A 13,817-nucleotide genomic window follows, 5' to 3' on the forward strand; every position below is an offset into this window, starting at 1 on the left:
TGAGCCTGATCGCGAAAGCTCGGCAGCGACAGCGCTTCATCGGAAACAGGCATCGGTTCTGGGTTCCGGGCTCGCTGCTGCGCAGCGCCCCGGAATGACGGCGTGATCCTAGGCGAACTCCTTCCGCTCCGTCGGCTCCAGCCGCACGGACAGCGCAGTGGTCGAGGCCGGCGCCGGCTCGATACGCACCATCTTGCCCGCAGCGGTCGCCTGCATCGCCCGGCGCATGTGGCCATAGAACTGCTCGGCGCTGCTGTGCCAGCTATGGCGCTGGGCGAGTTGAAGCCCGGCCTCGCGCGGCAGACGCAGCGCCGCCAGCGCGGCACTGCGCAGATCCTCGTGCAGCACCGCCGCCTCGCTGCCGGCAAAGACGTCGCTCGGCCCCTGCACCGGGAAGGCTGCGACCGGCAGCCCGCTCGCCGCGGCCTCCAGCAGCACGATGCCGAACGTGTCGGTCAGGCTTGGAAAGACGAAGACGTCGGAGGAAGCATAGATCGCAGCAAGGTCCTCGCCCTCTCGCGCCCCGAGGAAATGCGCCTCCGGAAAGGCGCGCTTGAGGTCGGCACGGGCGGGCCCGTCGCCGACCACGACCTTGCTGCCAGGCAGGCGCAGCGACAGGAAGGCTTCGAGGTTCTTCTCGACAGCGACCCGGCCGACGCTGAGGAAGATCGGCCGGGGCAGGTCGAGCACGCTCTCAGGGCGCGGATGGAACAGCGAGAGATCGACGCCCCGGCCCCAGCGCAGGATGCGCTCGAAGCCGTGGGCCCGCAGCTCCGCCTCGACGGTGGCGGTCGAGACCATCACGCCAGCCGCCGGCCCGTGAAAACGACGCAGGAAGCGGTAGCTCCAGCTTTCGGGGATCGGCCAGCGCGCCGCGACATATTGCGGGAAACGGGTGTGGTAGCTCGTCGTGAAGGTGCGCTTCTGGGCCAGGCAGACAGCGCGCGTCAGCCAGCCGATCGGCCCCTCGGTCGCGATATGGATGTGATCGGGACCGAACTCGGCGATGCGCCGAGCGACATGCCGGCGCGTCGCCAGTGCGATGCGGATATCGGGATAGGACGGCAGCCCGACCTGCCAGAAGCCCTCCGGCGTCAGCATATGCGGGGTGACGCCGAACTCCGGCGCCGCCTCGACCATCCGCTCCAGCGAGCGCACGACACCGTTGATCTGCGGCCGCCAGGCGTCCGTCGCGATCAGGACGCGCATCACGCGGCCTCGACGAGGCTCGGTACTGGCGCCGGGCGCGCTGTTGTGGGCAGTGCCGGCTTCTCGCCCTTCTGTCGATGCTGCGGCCAGCGCACGATCTCGAAGCGGCCATCGTCGTGCTCGACCACAGCCGTGCAGCTTTCGACCCAGTCGCCGGTGTTGATGTAGGTCAGCCCGCCGATCTCGCGCTGGGCGGCATGGTGGATGTGGCCACAGATGACGCCGTCGGCCTTGTGCCGGCGCGCCTCGTCGGCGAGGCACTGCTCGAACTCGCCGATATAGTTCACGGCGTTCTTGACTTTGTGCTTGGCCCAGGCCGAGAGCGACCAGTGCGGCAGGCGAAGGACGCGGCGAACCCGGTTGATGCCGTGGTTGAGCACGAGCGCGATCGTGTAGGCCCAGTCGCCGAGCAAAGCGAGCCATTTGGCATTGCGCACCACGAGGTCGAACAGGTCGCCGTGGATGACCAGCATGCGCTTGCCATCGGCCGTCTCATGGACGATGTCGTCGACCAGCGTGATGCCGCCGAACTGCAGGCCGGCATAATCGCGCAGGAAATCGTCGTGATTGCCGGTGACGTAGATCAGCTTCGAGCCCTTGCGCACCTTGCGCAGCAGCTTCTGCACCACGTCGTTATGGGACTGCGGGAAGTACCAGCCGCTCTTCAGCCGCCAGCCATCGATGATGTCGCCGACCAGGTAGATCGTCGGCGCGTCGTAGTCGCGCAGGAACTCCAGCACGAGATCCGCCTGGGCTCCGCGCGTGCCCAGATGCAAGTCCGAGATGAAGATGCTGCGAACCTGCTTGGCGTCGCTGTCGTCACTCATGGCCGCCGGCCCATGCTGTTGCCTTGCCTGCGGCGTGTGTCTGATTTGCACTACGCTTTGATGACGCGGCGCTAAAACCGTGCTTTGCCTGCCCGCACAGGAACGGATCTTTCCGGGAGACGACAATGGATCTGGGTATCGCCGGCCGCACGGCCATCGTTTGCGCCTCGAGCAAGGGGCTGGGCCGTGGCTGCGCGCAGGCGCTCGCCGAAGCGGGCTGCACTGTCGTCATCAACGGCCGCGACGCCAAGACGCTGGAGGAGACCGCAGCTGCGATTCGCGCCAGCACCGGTGCGACCGTGATCGCCGTCGTCGCCGACGTCTCGACCAAGGCGGGCCAGGACGCGCTGCTCGCTGCCGCGCCGAACCCCGACATCCTCGTCAACAACAATGGTGGCCCACCGCCAAAGCCTTTCCGCGAGGTGACGCGCGAGGGGCTGCTCGAAGGTGTGGCGCAGAACATGGCGACGCCGCTGGAACTGGTGCAGCGCGTTGTCGACGGCATGATCGAGCGGCGCTTCGGCCGCATCGTCAACATCACCTCGGCGAGCGTGCTGACCCCGCTGACCGGCCTCGATGTCTCCTCCGCTGCCCGCGCCGGTCTGACCGCCTTCCTCGCCGGGGTGGCGCGCGAGATCGCCCATGCCAACGTCACCATCAACAACATCCTGCCCGGCGTGTTCGATACCGACCGGATCAAGACCGCGACGAACAAGGTCGCCGAGATGCAGGGCATCAGCATCGAGGAAGCGACGAAGCGCCGGCTCGCCGCTGTCCCGGCCGGCCGCCTGGGCACGCCCGACGAATTCGGCAAGCTCTGCGCCTTCATCGCCAGCACCCATGCCGGCTACATCACCGGCCAGAACTTCCTGATCGACGGCGGCTCGTTCCGGACGAACTTCTGACACCGAGCCTGCCGGGGCGCGCCCCGGCTTTCACCTCCCGTACCAAATTGAGACCGATGACCATCGCCTATCGACGCGCCGTCCCCGAGGATACGCCTGCCTGTGTCGTCCTGCGCGGCAGGACACGGGAGAACGCCTTCTCAGTCGAGCGCCTCGCGGAAGCGGGTGTCACGCTCGAAAGCTGGCAGGTTGCCATCGCCGATGGCAGCCTGCCAGGCCATATCGCGACCGAGGACGATGAGATCGTCGGCTACTGCTTCGGCGAGCGTGAGACCGGCGAAATCGCCGTGCTGGCGCTGCTGCCGGAGCATGAAGGACAAGGAGTCGGGAAGACCCTGCTGAACCTGGTCGTTGCGGAGTTCAGGGAGCTGGGTCTCGCCAGATTGTTCCTCAGTTGCTCGTCCGATCCTGCCGTCCGCTCCTATGGCTTCTACCGGCATCTGGGCTGGACCTCGACCGGCACCTTCGACGATCGCGGCGACGAGATCCTCGAATACCGCCTCGCCTGACCCGGGCCACCGTCGCCTCCCGCAGCGCGCCGGTCCGATGTGCAACATCGGTGCTTGGAACGGCTCGACGCTCGTGGTCTAAAGAGTGGAGGTCTTGCACAAGACTTCCATTCCTCCTGCCCGACCTTTTAGCCTTGTCACCGCTCCTCGGCATCAGCCTCAAGCTGCTTTCGGCCCTGTCGTTCACGCTGATGTCGGCCGGCATCAAGACGCTGGCCTCGCGCTATCCGACCGGCGAGCTCGTCTTCTTCCGCTCCTTCTTCGCGCTGATTCCGCTGATCATCTGGCTGGCCTGGCGCCATGAGTTCCCCGAGGCGCTGAAGACGAACAATCTGCGCGGCCATCTCAAGCGCGGCGTCATCGGCTCGACCGGCATGTTCCTCGGCTTCGCCGCGCTGCATCTGCTGCCGCTCTCGGATGCGGTCGCGATCGGCTATGCCGCACCGTTGATCGTTGTCGTGCTGGCGGCGCTGATCCTGAAGGAGCGCGTGCGCATCTATCGCTGGACCGCGGTCGCCGTCGGCTTCCTCGGCGTGCTGCTAATGCTCTCCCCGCATATGGGCGCGCAGGCCTTCGGGCACGGGCTCTCGGGCGGCCCGGCCATCGGCGCCCTGCTCGCGCTCGCCGGAGCCTTCTGCTCCGCCTTCGCCTCGATCGAGGTCCGGCTGCTGACCCATACCGAGAAGACCGGCGCCATCGTCTTCTATTTCATGTCGCTGACCTCGCTGCTCGGCCTGCTGACGCTCGCCCTCGGCTGGACCGTGCCGGACCTGAAGGATTTCGTCCTGCTCGTCACGATCGGCGTGCTCGGCGGCCTCGGCCAGATGCTGCTGGTCCAGGCCTACCGCTATGGCGACGCCTCGCTGATCGCGCCCTTCGAGTATTCGACGATGATCTGGGCGACCGCGCTCGGCTGGTTCGTCTTCGGCGAATGGCCGGTCCTGGCCGTGCTCCTCGGCTCGCTGATCGTGATCGCCTCGGGCATCTACGTCATCCTGCGCGAGCAGCAGCTCGGCCTGCTCAAGAAAGAGACGCGCGAAGCCGGCCCGTCCCGCTCGGTCTGATGCCACTCGACTTGCTGCTTGGAGCAATCCAAGGCATTGTCCGCTAGGACAAACAATCGTTCTCTTTCCCAAACAGCAAAATCGTGGCCGGGCTAGAGACGACGGCAGGCAAGAGTACAATGGGCATCGAAACCAGGGAACGTGGCGGCCGGGAGCTCGCATCCGGCGCGCAGGTGATCTCGGGCCAGCTTGGCAAGACGATCCAGCGGCTGCGTAAGGCCTATAATCTCTCGCTCTCGGAACTGGCCGAACAGTCCGGTGTCGCCAAGTCGATCATCAGCCAGATCGAGCGCAACGAGACCAATCCGACGCTGGCGACGATCTGGCGGCTGTCGCAGGCGCTCGACGTCTCGATCGAGCGCGTGCTCTCGACCAATGAGGAAGAGGCCTTCATCGAGAAGATCGCCCGGCCCGATACGCCGATCCTGGTCTCCGAGGACGGCAAGCTGCGCCTCGCCATCATCGGCTGGATCAAGACTGTCGAATGGCTGCAATGGTACGAGGTCAGCGCCGAGCCCGGCGGCGAGCTCGATTCGGAAGGCCATCAGCGCGGCTCGATCGAATCGCTCTCGGTCAGCGCCGGTGAATTCGAGGTCGATGTCGGCGGCATCACCCAGCGCGCCAAGGCCGGGGAGACCCTGCGCTATCGCTGCGACCGCCAGCACGTCGTCCGCTGCATCGGCGACCAGCCGGGCACGGCCCTGATGGTCTGCATCCTCAAGGCGGCGGTGATGGACTGAAGGGCCGCTCCGCGAGCCCTTCCCGCTTTTCGGTAGGCCTCTACCCCCCGGCCGCCTTCTGCGGCCGCGGCGGCCCCTGCACGGCCGGCAGCGATTTCAGGTACTCCGCCATCGCCAGCCGGTCGGCATCCGATAGCTGCGCCATGTTGCGCACCACCGCAGCCATCGAGCCGCCGACATTGTCGAAGCCCGGCGTGAAGCCGGTCTTGAGCAACTCGGCGATCTCGGCCTTCGACCATTTTCCGAGCCCGTCCTCGGCCTGGGTGATGTTCGGCACCCAGCCCTTGCCCTCCGGATCGGGACCGCCGGCAAAGCGCGTCGCCTGGACGATGGCGCCGAGCGCGTTTCGGCTGGAGTGGCATTCGGCGCAGTGGCCTGGCCCATTCACCAGATAGGCGCCGCGATTCCATTCATCGCTCTTGCTGGGATCGGCCTTGAAGGGCGTCCCGTCGAAGAAGAGCAGCTTCCAGCCGCCGACAGTGCGGCGGATGTTGAAGGGGAAGCCGAGCTCATGGGCCGGCGCCTTACCCTCGACCGAGGGCAGCGTGCGGATATAGCCGAGGAGATCGGCCACCGCCTTCGCCGGCATCAGCCGATAGGAGGTATAGGGAAAGGCCGGGTAGTAGTGCTGGCCCGCGGGCGAGACGCCGGCGGTCATCGCCTGGATGAAGTCGGCCGTGCCCCAGTTGCCGATTCCGTCGCGCGTATGCGGCGAGATATTGGGCACATGGAACTTGCCGAAGGGCGACTCCAGCACCAGCCCGCCGCCGAGCCTGCTCTTGTCGTCCTGCCCCGGCGTCGCATGGCAGGAGGCACAGCCGCCGGCCGCGAACAGGAGCTTGCCGTTCTCGACATCGGGCGCCGGCAGCGTGCCGACCTCCGGCCCGGGCGAAACCACGCGCGGATCGGTGAGGACGAAGAAGCCGGCAGCGCCGAGCGCGATGAAGACCAGAAGCGTGATCAGCAGGCGGCGCATCGGTTCCTCATTCGGTTGTCCCGGGCAAACAACGCTCGTATCGCGACAGGGTTCGAACCGAACATCGCAGACACGAATGGAGCGGGCCTTCCCTCAAGGAAGCCCGCTCCTTCGATCAGGTCAAATCTTGCGGTGGTAGGCGCCCGTCACTTCTTGATGCGGTAGGTCTCGTGGCAGCCGCCGCAATTCTTGGTGGCGTCACCGAAAGCGGTGCGGAAGCCGGCGAGATCGGTCACCGCGGCGCCCTTGGCGGCATCCCCCTCGAACTTGGCAAAGGCGGCCTTGAAACCGGCCTGGTCCTCCCAGATCTTCGGCGCCGCTGTGGTCTCGCCGCCGGTCTTGGCGCTCTCCGGATAGAAGCCGGGCATCTTTTTGGCGGCATCGCCATAGGCCTTGAACACCGCCTGCGCCTTGGCAGCGTCGAACGGTGCCTCGCCCTTGGCCATCGCCGCGCCCTCGCGCGTCGCAGCACCGACCGCCTTCATCGTGTCGCGCCGCTCGGAGATCGGATTGGCCTGGGCCAGGACGGCGGAAACGCCGACGGCGAAACCGAGGGCGACGAAAGCAGAGCGAAGCATGCGTGGGAATCCTCCGGAAGGCAGCGCCGGACCCGGCGCTGTTTTGAACCCTTCCAGATCACCTGACGTGCACGACAGCGCCAAGTCGCATTGTCGTGAACTTCCTTGCAAAGAGGCAAACGCCTCCTTGCATCAGGACGGATAGCCTGCCGCCTTCAGCGTCGCGAACACCTTGGGCGGGGTCGCCGGCATATCGATCGCCGTGACGCTGGCAGCGCGGTTCAGCGCATCGACCACGGCGTTCATCACCGCCGGGCAGGCGCCGATCGCGCCCGCCTCGCCCGCCCCCTTCACGCCGAGCGCGTTGGTGACGCAAGGCACGTTGCGCGTCTCGAAATGGAAGTTCGGGATGTCGACCGCGCGCGGCAGCGCGTAGTCCATGAAAGTCGCGGTCAGCATCTGGCCGGACGAGTCGAAGCGGATCTCCTCCATCAGCGCCTGGCCGATACCCTGGGCCGCACCGCCATGGACCTGGCCCTGCAGCATGATCGGGTTCAGCGTCACGCCGAAATCATCGACCACGACATAGTTCTGGATCTCGGTGCCCCCGGTCGCCGGATCGACCTCCAGCTCAACCACATGGGTGCCGTTCGGATAGGTCGCCTCCGGCGGCGTCCAGCTCTGATGCACGCTGAGCTGCTCGGCCTTGGCGCCGGGCAGGTTGGCGATCGCCTTGAGATCGAGCGCCTTGTCGGTGCCGACGATGCGCACGGCCCCGTCGACGATCTCGAGATCGCCAGGAGCGGCCTCGAGCGCCTCCGAGGCGAGGCTCTTCAGATTGTCGGCGAGGATGCCGGTCGCCGCATTCAGCGCCGCGCCGCCCACCGGGATCGAACGCGAGCCGCCGGTGCCCGAGCCGGTCGCGATCCGGTCGGTATCGCCCTGGACCACCTTGATGCGGTCGAGCGGGATGTCGAGATGCTGGGCGACCAGCTGCGAATAGGCGGTCTCATGCCCCTGCCCGTTCGACTGGGTGCCGATCAGCACGGTGACCGTGCCGTCCTTCTCCAGGATCACGGTGGAGCTCTCCGGCCCGCCGCCGCCGCAGGCCTCGATATAGCAGGCGAGCCCGATGCCGCGGATCTTGCCCGCCTTCTGCGAGGTCTTCAGACGGCTTTTGAAGCCCTTCCAGTCCGCCACCTCCATGGCGCGGCGCATATGGCCCTCGAATTCGCCGGAGTCGTAGACCGGGCCGGTCTGCGTCTTGTGCGGCATCTCGCTCGGCTTGACGAAGTTGAGGGCCCGCACCGCATCCGGCGTCTTCCCGGTCTCGCGCGCGATCGCATCGACCAGTCGCTCGATCAGATAGGCCGCCTCGGGGCGCCCGGCGCCACGATAGGCATCGACCGGCGTCGTATGGGTGAAGACGCCGCGGAAGCGGACATGCACCGCCGGGATGTTGTAGCAGCCCGGCGTCATCGTCGTGCCGACCCAGGGGATGAAGGGCCCATATTGCGAGAGATAGGCACCCATATCGGCGGCAAGATCGACCTTGAGGCCGATGAACTTGCCGCGCTTGTCGAGCGCCATGGTCGCCGTCGTCAGGTTGGCGCGGCCATGGGTGTCGGCGAGGAAGTGCTCGGTGCGATCGGCGACCCAGCGCACCGGCCGCTTCAACTTCTCGGCCGCGACCATGGTCAGCGGGTATTCGCGATACATGAAGATCTTGGTGCCGAAGCCGCCGCCGACATCGGGGGTGATCACCCGGATGCGGGAGGGGTCGACCTTCAGGATGTAGCTGGCGAGGATGTCGCGCGTGCCATGGCTGCCCTGACTGCCATGCGTCAGGGTCCAGCGCTTGGTCGCCTTGTCATATTCGGCGATGCAGGCGCGCGTCTCCATGTAGTTGGAGGCGAGGCGGTTGTTGACGATGGTGATCGAGATCGTCCGGTCCGCCTGGGCGAAGGCCTTGTCGGCCTTCTCGCGATTGCCCTGCTCCGCCTCGAAGGCGACGTTGCCGTCACGATCCGGCCAGACCTGCGGCGCTCCGCTCTCGAGCGCCTCGGCGATGCCGGTGATCGAGGGCAGCGTCTCGAACTCGATCTCGATCGCCTCGGCGCCGTCGCGCGCCTGGTCGAGCGTCTCGGCGACGATGAAGGCGATGGCTTCGCCGACATGGCGCACCGTGTCCATCGGCAGCACCGGCACCGGATTCGGTTTCACGCTCTTGCCGGAGATGTCCTTGATCAGCCCCTTGCAAGGGATGTCGCCGAGATGGGCGACGTCCTCGCCGGTCAGGATCAGCTTGACGCCCTTGCGCTTCAGCGCGGCCTGCTTGTCGACGATCTTGAATGTCGCATGCGCATGCGGCGAGCGCAGCACATAGGCATGCAGCGCGCCCTCGACCGCGGTGTCGTCGGTATAACGGCCGGTGCCGGTGGCCAGGCGGTGATCCTCGACCCGCCGCATCGGCTGGCCCATCCCGAACTTCATCGGACGCATCGGCAAACTTCCTTCGGATCACTCGAATGAGAAAGACTGGCGCAGGATGGCCGCGCCGTCACCCCGGTCCCCATAGAGGGACCGGGATGCGCCGAGCGCAAGCAGGTGGGCCTTGAAACTCAGCGGATCATGCGCGCGGCGCTGTCGGACATGCTCACCATCATATTGTAGCTGGAGACGATGCGGTTGGCATCGTTGGCCGCGCCCTTGCGGACATCGCCCTTCGACTTGCCGAGCTTCTCGCGGAAATCGCGCAGCGAGCCGAGCCAGGAACTGGCCGAGGAATCGATCATCGGAACGCCGGACGGGTTCTTGTCCTTGAAGGCGTCCATCTCCTTGATCGCGCCGGAATACCCAACCAGCGCCGTATCGAAGGCAGCGAGGTCGACGATCGGCTTCTCGTTGCTCGGCATCACGTCCATGACGGCGCGGGCATTGATCATGATGTTGCGCAGCTGCCAGCGGGCCTGCCGGCCCTCGCTCGCCTCGATCGCCGCGAGCTCGCGGGTGTCGATGCCCTTCTTGTAGCCGTTGAGCTGGTTGCTGAAGATCGTCCGCTCGCGCAGGAAGGCCTCCGCCGCCGGCAGCATCTTGGCGTGCAGCTCGCGGCCCTCAGCGACATTGTCGCCACGATAGTCCTTGCGCTCGTAATAGCGCTCGGCCCGCGTGATCAGCGGCGCCAGCTCCTGATAGGCGGCGATATAGCGCTTCACCGCGCCGTCGAGCTCGGGCTGTGCCGGCGGCTGGCCGGCGGCCGCCTCGGCCTTGGCGATCTCGTCCTTGACGTCATAGAGGCTGTAGAGCCCGTAATCGATGTAGCGCTCCTTGCCGGTCGGGCCCTTCTTCATGTCGACCCAGCTCTTGTAGCGATCCCAGGATTCGATCGCCCGGATCGTCCGGTTGGAGAGCGAGGTATAGGCATTCGACTTGGCGATCGCCGCCTGCAGCTCCGGGTCCTGCGCCGGCTTTTTCGCTGCGGTCTGCGGGGCGGCCTGCGCAAAGGCGGGCGGCGCTGCGGACACGGAGCAAAGCAGGGCTGCGAGGGAGAGGCTCAGCAGGCGAGAGGCCTTCATAGGGCACCTTTGGTCGACCACGGCCGGATTTGAGGCCGCGCCACGTTATCGACGCTGGCGCCGCGAACCGCAACCGAAAGGCGGTGCCTTAGCGCTCTACGGGTTCTCCGCGCATGGCCCAGTCCTTGAAGCCACCGATATAGTGGCTGTCGATGTCGAGCCCGGCGGCCTGTGCGAATTCGAGCGCCCGCAGCGAGCGCACCCCGGCAGCGCAGGAGAGCACGACACGCTTGCCCGGTTCATTCGGCAGATCGGCGGGATCGAACTGCGACAGCGGCCGCGACACCGAGCCGGGAATATGCCCGGCGGCGTACTCATGCGGCTCGCGCACGTCGACGATGAGGATCGAGCCGTCGGCCAAGCCCGCCTTGACGGCGTCGATGTCGAGGTCGTGTACGATCATGCCGGTCTTCCGCTGCTCAGTTCAGGAGCTTCACCAGATAGAGGGTGAGCGCCGGAAATGCCACGCAGATGCCGAGCCTGATCACGTCGGCGCCGACGAAGGGCAACACGCCGCGATAGATCCGCGTCACCGGCACGTCGCGCGCCAGCGAGGCCACCACGAAGACGTTGAGCCCGATCGGCGGGCAGGTCATGCCGATGCCGACCACGATCAGCACGAGGATGCCGAACCAGATCGCGATGTCGTCGGTCGCCATGCCGAAATCGAGCGCCGTCACGATCGGGAAGAACACCGGCAGCGTCAGCAGGATCATGGCGAGCTCGTCCATCACGCCGCCGAGCACGATGTAGAACAGCAGCAGGCCGACCAGCACGGTATAGGGCGCCCAGCCGGAGGCCGCGATCATCTCCGCCGCCGCCGTCGGCACCTGCGTCAGCGCCAGGAAGGCGTTGAAGACCTCGGCGCCGAGCAGGATGGCGAAGATCATCGCCGAGGTCTCGGCCGTCTGCAGGATCGACTGCTTGATCTCGCTGAGGCCGAGCGTGTGCCGGAACAGGCCGATCGCCAGCATGATGAAGGCGCCGACGGAGGCTCCTTCGGTCGGCGTGAAGACGCCGCCATAGATGCCGCCGACCACGATCACCGCGACCGTCAGCGCCGGGATCACGCCGAGCAGCAGCGGCCAGCGCTCGCGCCAGGTGATGCGCTCATGAGCGGGCGCCAGCGTGCCGTCGAGCCGCGACATGATCCAGATGGTGATGCAGTAGAACGTCGCCGCCATCAGGCCGGGGATCAGCGCCGCCTGGAACAGCTTGGCGATGTTCTGCTCGGTCGAGATCGCATAGACGACGAGGATCACCGAGGGCGGGATCAGGATGCCGAGCGTGCCGCCGACCGCGGTGACGCCGCAGGCGAAGCCGGGATCGTAGCGATAGCTGCGTAGTTGCGGCAGCGCGGCCCGGGCGAAGGTCGCGGTCGTTGCGACCGAGGAGCCGCAGATCGCGCCGAAGCCGGTGCAGGCCCCGATCATCGCCATGCCGAGACCGCCGCGGCGATGGCCGACGAAGGCCGAAGCCGCCTTGAACAGGTCGCCCGCCAGCCCGGAGCGCTCGGCGAAGGCGCCCATCAGCACGAAGAGCGGGATCACCGAGAGCGTGTAGTTGGCGAAGATCTGGTACGGCGTCGTGCGGATATAGTTGAGGAAGGGCTCGAGCCCGTTGAGCTGGACATAGCCGGCGCTGCCGACGACCAGCATGGCGAGGCCGATCGGCAGGCGCAGCGCCATCAGCGCCAGCATGACGGTAAAGCCGGTGATCGCGAGGGAGGCGCCACTCATCGGGGCTGCCTCATGAGGCGGCTGGCACTGACGAAGGCCGCGAGCGAAACGAAGCCGGCCAGCACCGCGCAGAGCGCGATCGGCAGATAGCTTGGCAGCTGCAGCACCATGGTGTTCTCGCCACTGGCGAGGGCCGACCGCGCCCCGACGCCGAGCCGCCAGGCGATCAGCGCCATGGCGAGGCCGTAGACCACGTCCCAGAGCGCATCGATGCCATCGCGCCAGCGCTGCGGCAGCTTCAGGGTGAAGGTGTCGACGAAGATGTTGCCGCGCCTCAACTGGCACAGCGGCAGGAAGCAGAAGGCAGCGATCGCCGTCGCCATCTGCACCAGCTCGAAATCGCCGGGCACACCCGCCGCGCCGACGAGGTCGCTGCGCAAGGTCACGCTGACCACGACCATGGTCGCGACCGCGATCAGCAGCGCCCCGCCGATGAGCGCGACCGCTTCCGCCACCGCGTCGATGCGCGATGGCGGCCTCTCATCCCCTGCCCTGTCGGTCATCGCGTCAGGCGGCGTTCTGGTGCTTGGTCAGGGCGGCACGGGCGGCGGCGAGCAGCTTCTCGCCGTCGAGGCCCTTGTCCTTGGCGGTTTTGAGCCAGCCCTCGATCACCGGAGCGGTCGCCTTGTGCCAGCGATCGGCCTCGGCCTGCTCAAGTGTGATGATGTTGTTGCCGCGCTTCTTGACCATCTCGGAGACGACGACGGCCTGCTCGTCCCAGACCTTGCCGGCCATGGCCGAGGCGGCAGCGCCGGAGTTCTTGTCGATGATCGCCTTGAGGTCTGGCGCCAGGCCCTCGTACTTGGCCTTGTTCATCGCGAGCACGAAGGTCGCGACATAGAAGGTCGGCGAGCCCGGGATCTCGGTGTGGTTCTTGACCAGCTCCTGCACCTTGATCGAAGGTACGACCTCCCAGGGCACGACGCAGCCGTCGATGACGCGCTGCGCCAGCGATTCCGGCACCTGCGGGATCGGCATGCCGATGGCATTGGCGCCGAGCGCGCGCAGCGCCTCGCCGGCGAGCCGGGTCGGAAAGCGCAGCTTGAGGCCCTTCAGGTCCTCCATCGTCTTCACCGGCTTGTTGGCGTGGATCAGCCCGTGATCATGCGCCCAGAAGCAGATCGGATGGATGTCCTTGAACTCGTCCTTGAGGTGCTCGGCGGCATAGTCGGTCAGCGCCAGCGAGTTCACCAGCGCCCGCTTGTTCGGCACGAACGGCAGTTCGAACGCCTCGATACCGGTGAAGCGGCCGGGCGTGTTGCCGGGCAGCGTCCAGACGATGTCGACGACGCCGTCGCGGGCCTGGTCGTAAAGCTGGGGCGGGGTGCCGCCGAGCTGCATCGACGGGAAGATGTCGATCTTGATCCGGCCGTTCGATTCGGCGCCGACCTTGTCGGCCCAAGGCTTCAGGAACTTGGAATGCCCGTTCGCCACCGGCGGCAGGAAGTGGTGCATGCGCAGCGTCACTTCCTGGGCATTGGCGCGCGTAGCGCGCAGCACGGCCGGCGCGGCCACGGCCGAGCCGGCGAGCGTCAGGAATTTGCGGCGGTCAAAAGTCATCTATCCCTCCCCTGGGGAAAATCAGTGGTTGCGGTCGCCCCTGCCGCGGGCTTTCGGCGGCCTGACCGCCCGTCCCGTCTCGCGTCTTGCACTATTGAGGTGGAAACCGGCCTGAACGCAAGCCGGGAGGCCGTCATCGACGGCCTCCCGGTCATAATAGTTTCATTTGCAACCAATTGGCAAGCGGCGGAGACG

The 13,817-nt window shown here is 66.6% G+C and carries 14 protein-coding genes; 4 read left to right on the top strand and 10 right to left on the bottom strand.

Annotated elements, in window-relative coordinates; genetic code table 11:
• Nucleotides 1–108 precede the first annotated feature (108 nt).
• Together GV161_RS29760 and GV161_RS29765 are read right to left on the bottom strand one after the other, a co-directional pair.
• Nucleotides 109–1,209 carry a glycosyltransferase family 1 protein gene (locus tag GV161_RS29760; RefSeq protein WP_152012867.1) on the bottom strand — a complete coding sequence of 367 codons (1,101 nt, stop codon included), beginning with the start codon at nt 1,207–1,209 and terminating at the stop codon, nt 109–111.
• Nucleotides 1,209–2,036: a UDP-2,3-diacylglucosamine diphosphatase gene (locus tag GV161_RS29765; RefSeq protein WP_152012868.1), complete on the bottom strand. Its 828-nt coding sequence runs from the start codon at nt 2,034–2,036 to the stop codon at nt 1,209–1,211. Before GV161_RS29765 ends, GV161_RS29760 begins: the two co-directional genes overlap by 1 nt.
• Nucleotides 2,037–2,161: 125 nt before the next feature.
• On the opposite strand from GV161_RS29765, the gene GV161_RS29770 reads away from it, so the two are divergent.
• The 4 genes from GV161_RS29770 to GV161_RS29785 all read left to right on the top strand — a co-directional run bounded on the left by GV161_RS29770 (nt 2,162) and on the right by GV161_RS29785 (nt 5,254).
• On the top strand, nt 2,162–2,941 hold the full coding sequence (locus GV161_RS29770) for an SDR family oxidoreductase (protein WP_152012869.1): 780 nt from the start codon (nt 2,162–2,164) through the stop codon (nt 2,939–2,941).
• A 56-nt stretch (nt 2,942–2,997) separates the two neighbouring features.
• A complete protein-coding gene (locus GV161_RS29775; RefSeq protein WP_152012870.1) occupies nt 2,998–3,450 on the top strand; it encodes a GNAT family N-acetyltransferase in 453 nt (150 codons plus the stop codon).
• A 134-nt stretch (nt 3,451–3,584) separates the two neighbouring features.
• Nucleotides 3,585–4,514, top strand: a complete 930-nt coding sequence (locus GV161_RS29780) for a DMT family transporter (RefSeq protein ID WP_152012871.1) — start codon at nt 3,585–3,587, stop codon at nt 4,512–4,514.
• Nucleotides 4,515–4,633: 119 nt separating this feature from the next.
• Nucleotides 4,634–5,254: an XRE family transcriptional regulator gene (locus GV161_RS29785; RefSeq protein ID WP_152012872.1), complete on the top strand. Its 621-nt coding sequence runs from the start codon at nt 4,634–4,636 to the stop codon at nt 5,252–5,254.
• A gap of 40 nt (nt 5,255–5,294) precedes the next feature.
• Here the strand turns inward: GV161_RS29785 and GV161_RS29790 are convergent, their stop codons facing one another.
• The 8 genes from GV161_RS29790 to GV161_RS29825 all read right to left on the bottom strand — a co-directional run bounded on the left by GV161_RS29790 (nt 5,295) and on the right by GV161_RS29825 (nt 13,622).
• Nucleotides 5,295–6,230, bottom strand: coding sequence for a cytochrome c (locus GV161_RS29790; protein WP_152012873.1), 936 nt, complete (start codon nt 6,228–6,230; stop codon nt 5,295–5,297).
• 146 nt (nt 6,231–6,376) lie between these two features.
• A complete protein-coding gene (locus GV161_RS29795) occupies nt 6,377–6,808 on the bottom strand; it encodes a cytochrome c (protein ID WP_152012874.1) in 432 nt (143 codons plus the stop codon).
• A gap of 132 nt (nt 6,809–6,940) precedes the next feature.
• Nucleotides 6,941–9,250 (bottom strand): xanthine dehydrogenase family protein molybdopterin-binding subunit, encoded by a 2,310-nt coding sequence (locus tag GV161_RS29800; RefSeq protein ID WP_152012875.1) that lies wholly within the window; start codon nt 9,248–9,250, stop codon nt 6,941–6,943.
• A gap of 119 nt (nt 9,251–9,369) precedes the next feature.
• The gene (locus tag GV161_RS29805) at nt 9,370–10,323 is read right to left on the bottom strand and encodes a YiiG family protein (RefSeq protein ID WP_152012876.1); all 954 of its coding nucleotides are present in this window, start codon (nt 10,321–10,323) and stop codon (nt 9,370–9,372) included.
• A gap of 88 nt (nt 10,324–10,411) precedes the next feature.
• The gene (locus GV161_RS29810; protein WP_152012877.1) at nt 10,412–10,726 is read right to left on the bottom strand and encodes a rhodanese-like domain-containing protein; all 315 of its coding nucleotides are present in this window, start codon (nt 10,724–10,726) and stop codon (nt 10,412–10,414) included.
• Nucleotides 10,727–10,742: 16 nt separating this feature from the next.
• Complete coding sequence (locus GV161_RS29815; RefSeq protein ID WP_152012878.1) at nt 10,743–12,062, bottom strand: TRAP transporter large permease; 1,320 nt, start codon at nt 12,060–12,062, stop codon at nt 10,743–10,745.
• Entirely contained in the window at nt 12,059–12,565 is a 507-nt protein-coding gene (locus GV161_RS29820; protein ID WP_152012879.1) for a TRAP transporter small permease, read from the bottom strand. Before GV161_RS29820 ends, GV161_RS29815 begins: the two co-directional genes overlap by 4 nt.
• A 4-nt stretch (nt 12,566–12,569) precedes the next feature.
• Nucleotides 12,570–13,622 (bottom strand): TRAP transporter substrate-binding protein, encoded by a 1,053-nt coding sequence (locus tag GV161_RS29825; protein WP_152012880.1) that lies wholly within the window; start codon nt 13,620–13,622, stop codon nt 12,570–12,572.
• Nucleotides 13,623–13,817 lie beyond the last annotated feature (195 nt).

This window comes from Bosea sp. 29B, assembly GCF_902506165.1.
Taxonomy (GTDB): Bacteria; Pseudomonadota; Alphaproteobacteria; order Rhizobiales; family Beijerinckiaceae; genus Allobosea.

What these genes read in the sequence shown, in the direction of transcription:
- GV161_RS29760 (WP_152012867.1), bottom strand. Translation starts at nt 1,209, where the DNA reads ATGCGCGTCCTGATCGCGACGGACGCCTGGCGGCCGCAGATCAACGGT.
- GV161_RS29765 (WP_152012868.1), bottom strand. Translation starts at nt 2,036, where the DNA reads ATGAGTGACGACAGCGACGCCAAGCAGGTTCGCAGCATCTTCATCTCG.
- GV161_RS29770 (WP_152012869.1), top strand. Translation starts at nt 2,162, where the DNA reads ATGGATCTGGGTATCGCCGGCCGCACGGCCATCGTTTGCGCCTCGAGC.
- GV161_RS29775 (WP_152012870.1), top strand. Translation starts at nt 2,998, where the DNA reads ATGACCATCGCCTATCGACGCGCCGTCCCCGAGGATACGCCTGCCTGT.
- GV161_RS29785 (WP_152012872.1), top strand. Translation starts at nt 4,634, where the DNA reads ATGGGCATCGAAACCAGGGAACGTGGCGGCCGGGAGCTCGCATCCGGC.
- GV161_RS29790 (WP_152012873.1), bottom strand. Translation starts at nt 6,230, where the DNA reads ATGCGCCGCCTGCTGATCACGCTTCTGGTCTTCATCGCGCTCGGCGCT.
- GV161_RS29795 (WP_152012874.1), bottom strand. Translation starts at nt 6,808, where the DNA reads ATGCTTCGCTCTGCTTTCGTCGCCCTCGGTTTCGCCGTCGGCGTTTCC.
- GV161_RS29800 (WP_152012875.1), bottom strand. Translation starts at nt 9,250, where the DNA reads ATGCGTCCGATGAAGTTCGGGATGGGCCAGCCGATGCGGCGGGTCGAG.
- GV161_RS29805 (WP_152012876.1), bottom strand. Translation starts at nt 10,323, where the DNA reads ATGAAGGCCTCTCGCCTGCTGAGCCTCTCCCTCGCAGCCCTGCTTTGC.
- GV161_RS29810 (WP_152012877.1), bottom strand. Translation starts at nt 10,726, where the DNA reads ATGATCGTACACGACCTCGACATCGACGCCGTCAAGGCGGGCTTGGCC.
- GV161_RS29815 (WP_152012878.1), bottom strand. Translation starts at nt 12,062, where the DNA reads ATGAGTGGCGCCTCCCTCGCGATCACCGGCTTTACCGTCATGCTGGCG.
- GV161_RS29820 (WP_152012879.1), bottom strand. Translation starts at nt 12,565, where the DNA reads ATGACCGACAGGGCAGGGGATGAGAGGCCGCCATCGCGCATCGACGCG.
- GV161_RS29825 (WP_152012880.1), bottom strand. Translation starts at nt 13,622, where the DNA reads ATGACTTTTGACCGCCGCAAATTCCTGACGCTCGCCGGCTCGGCCGTG.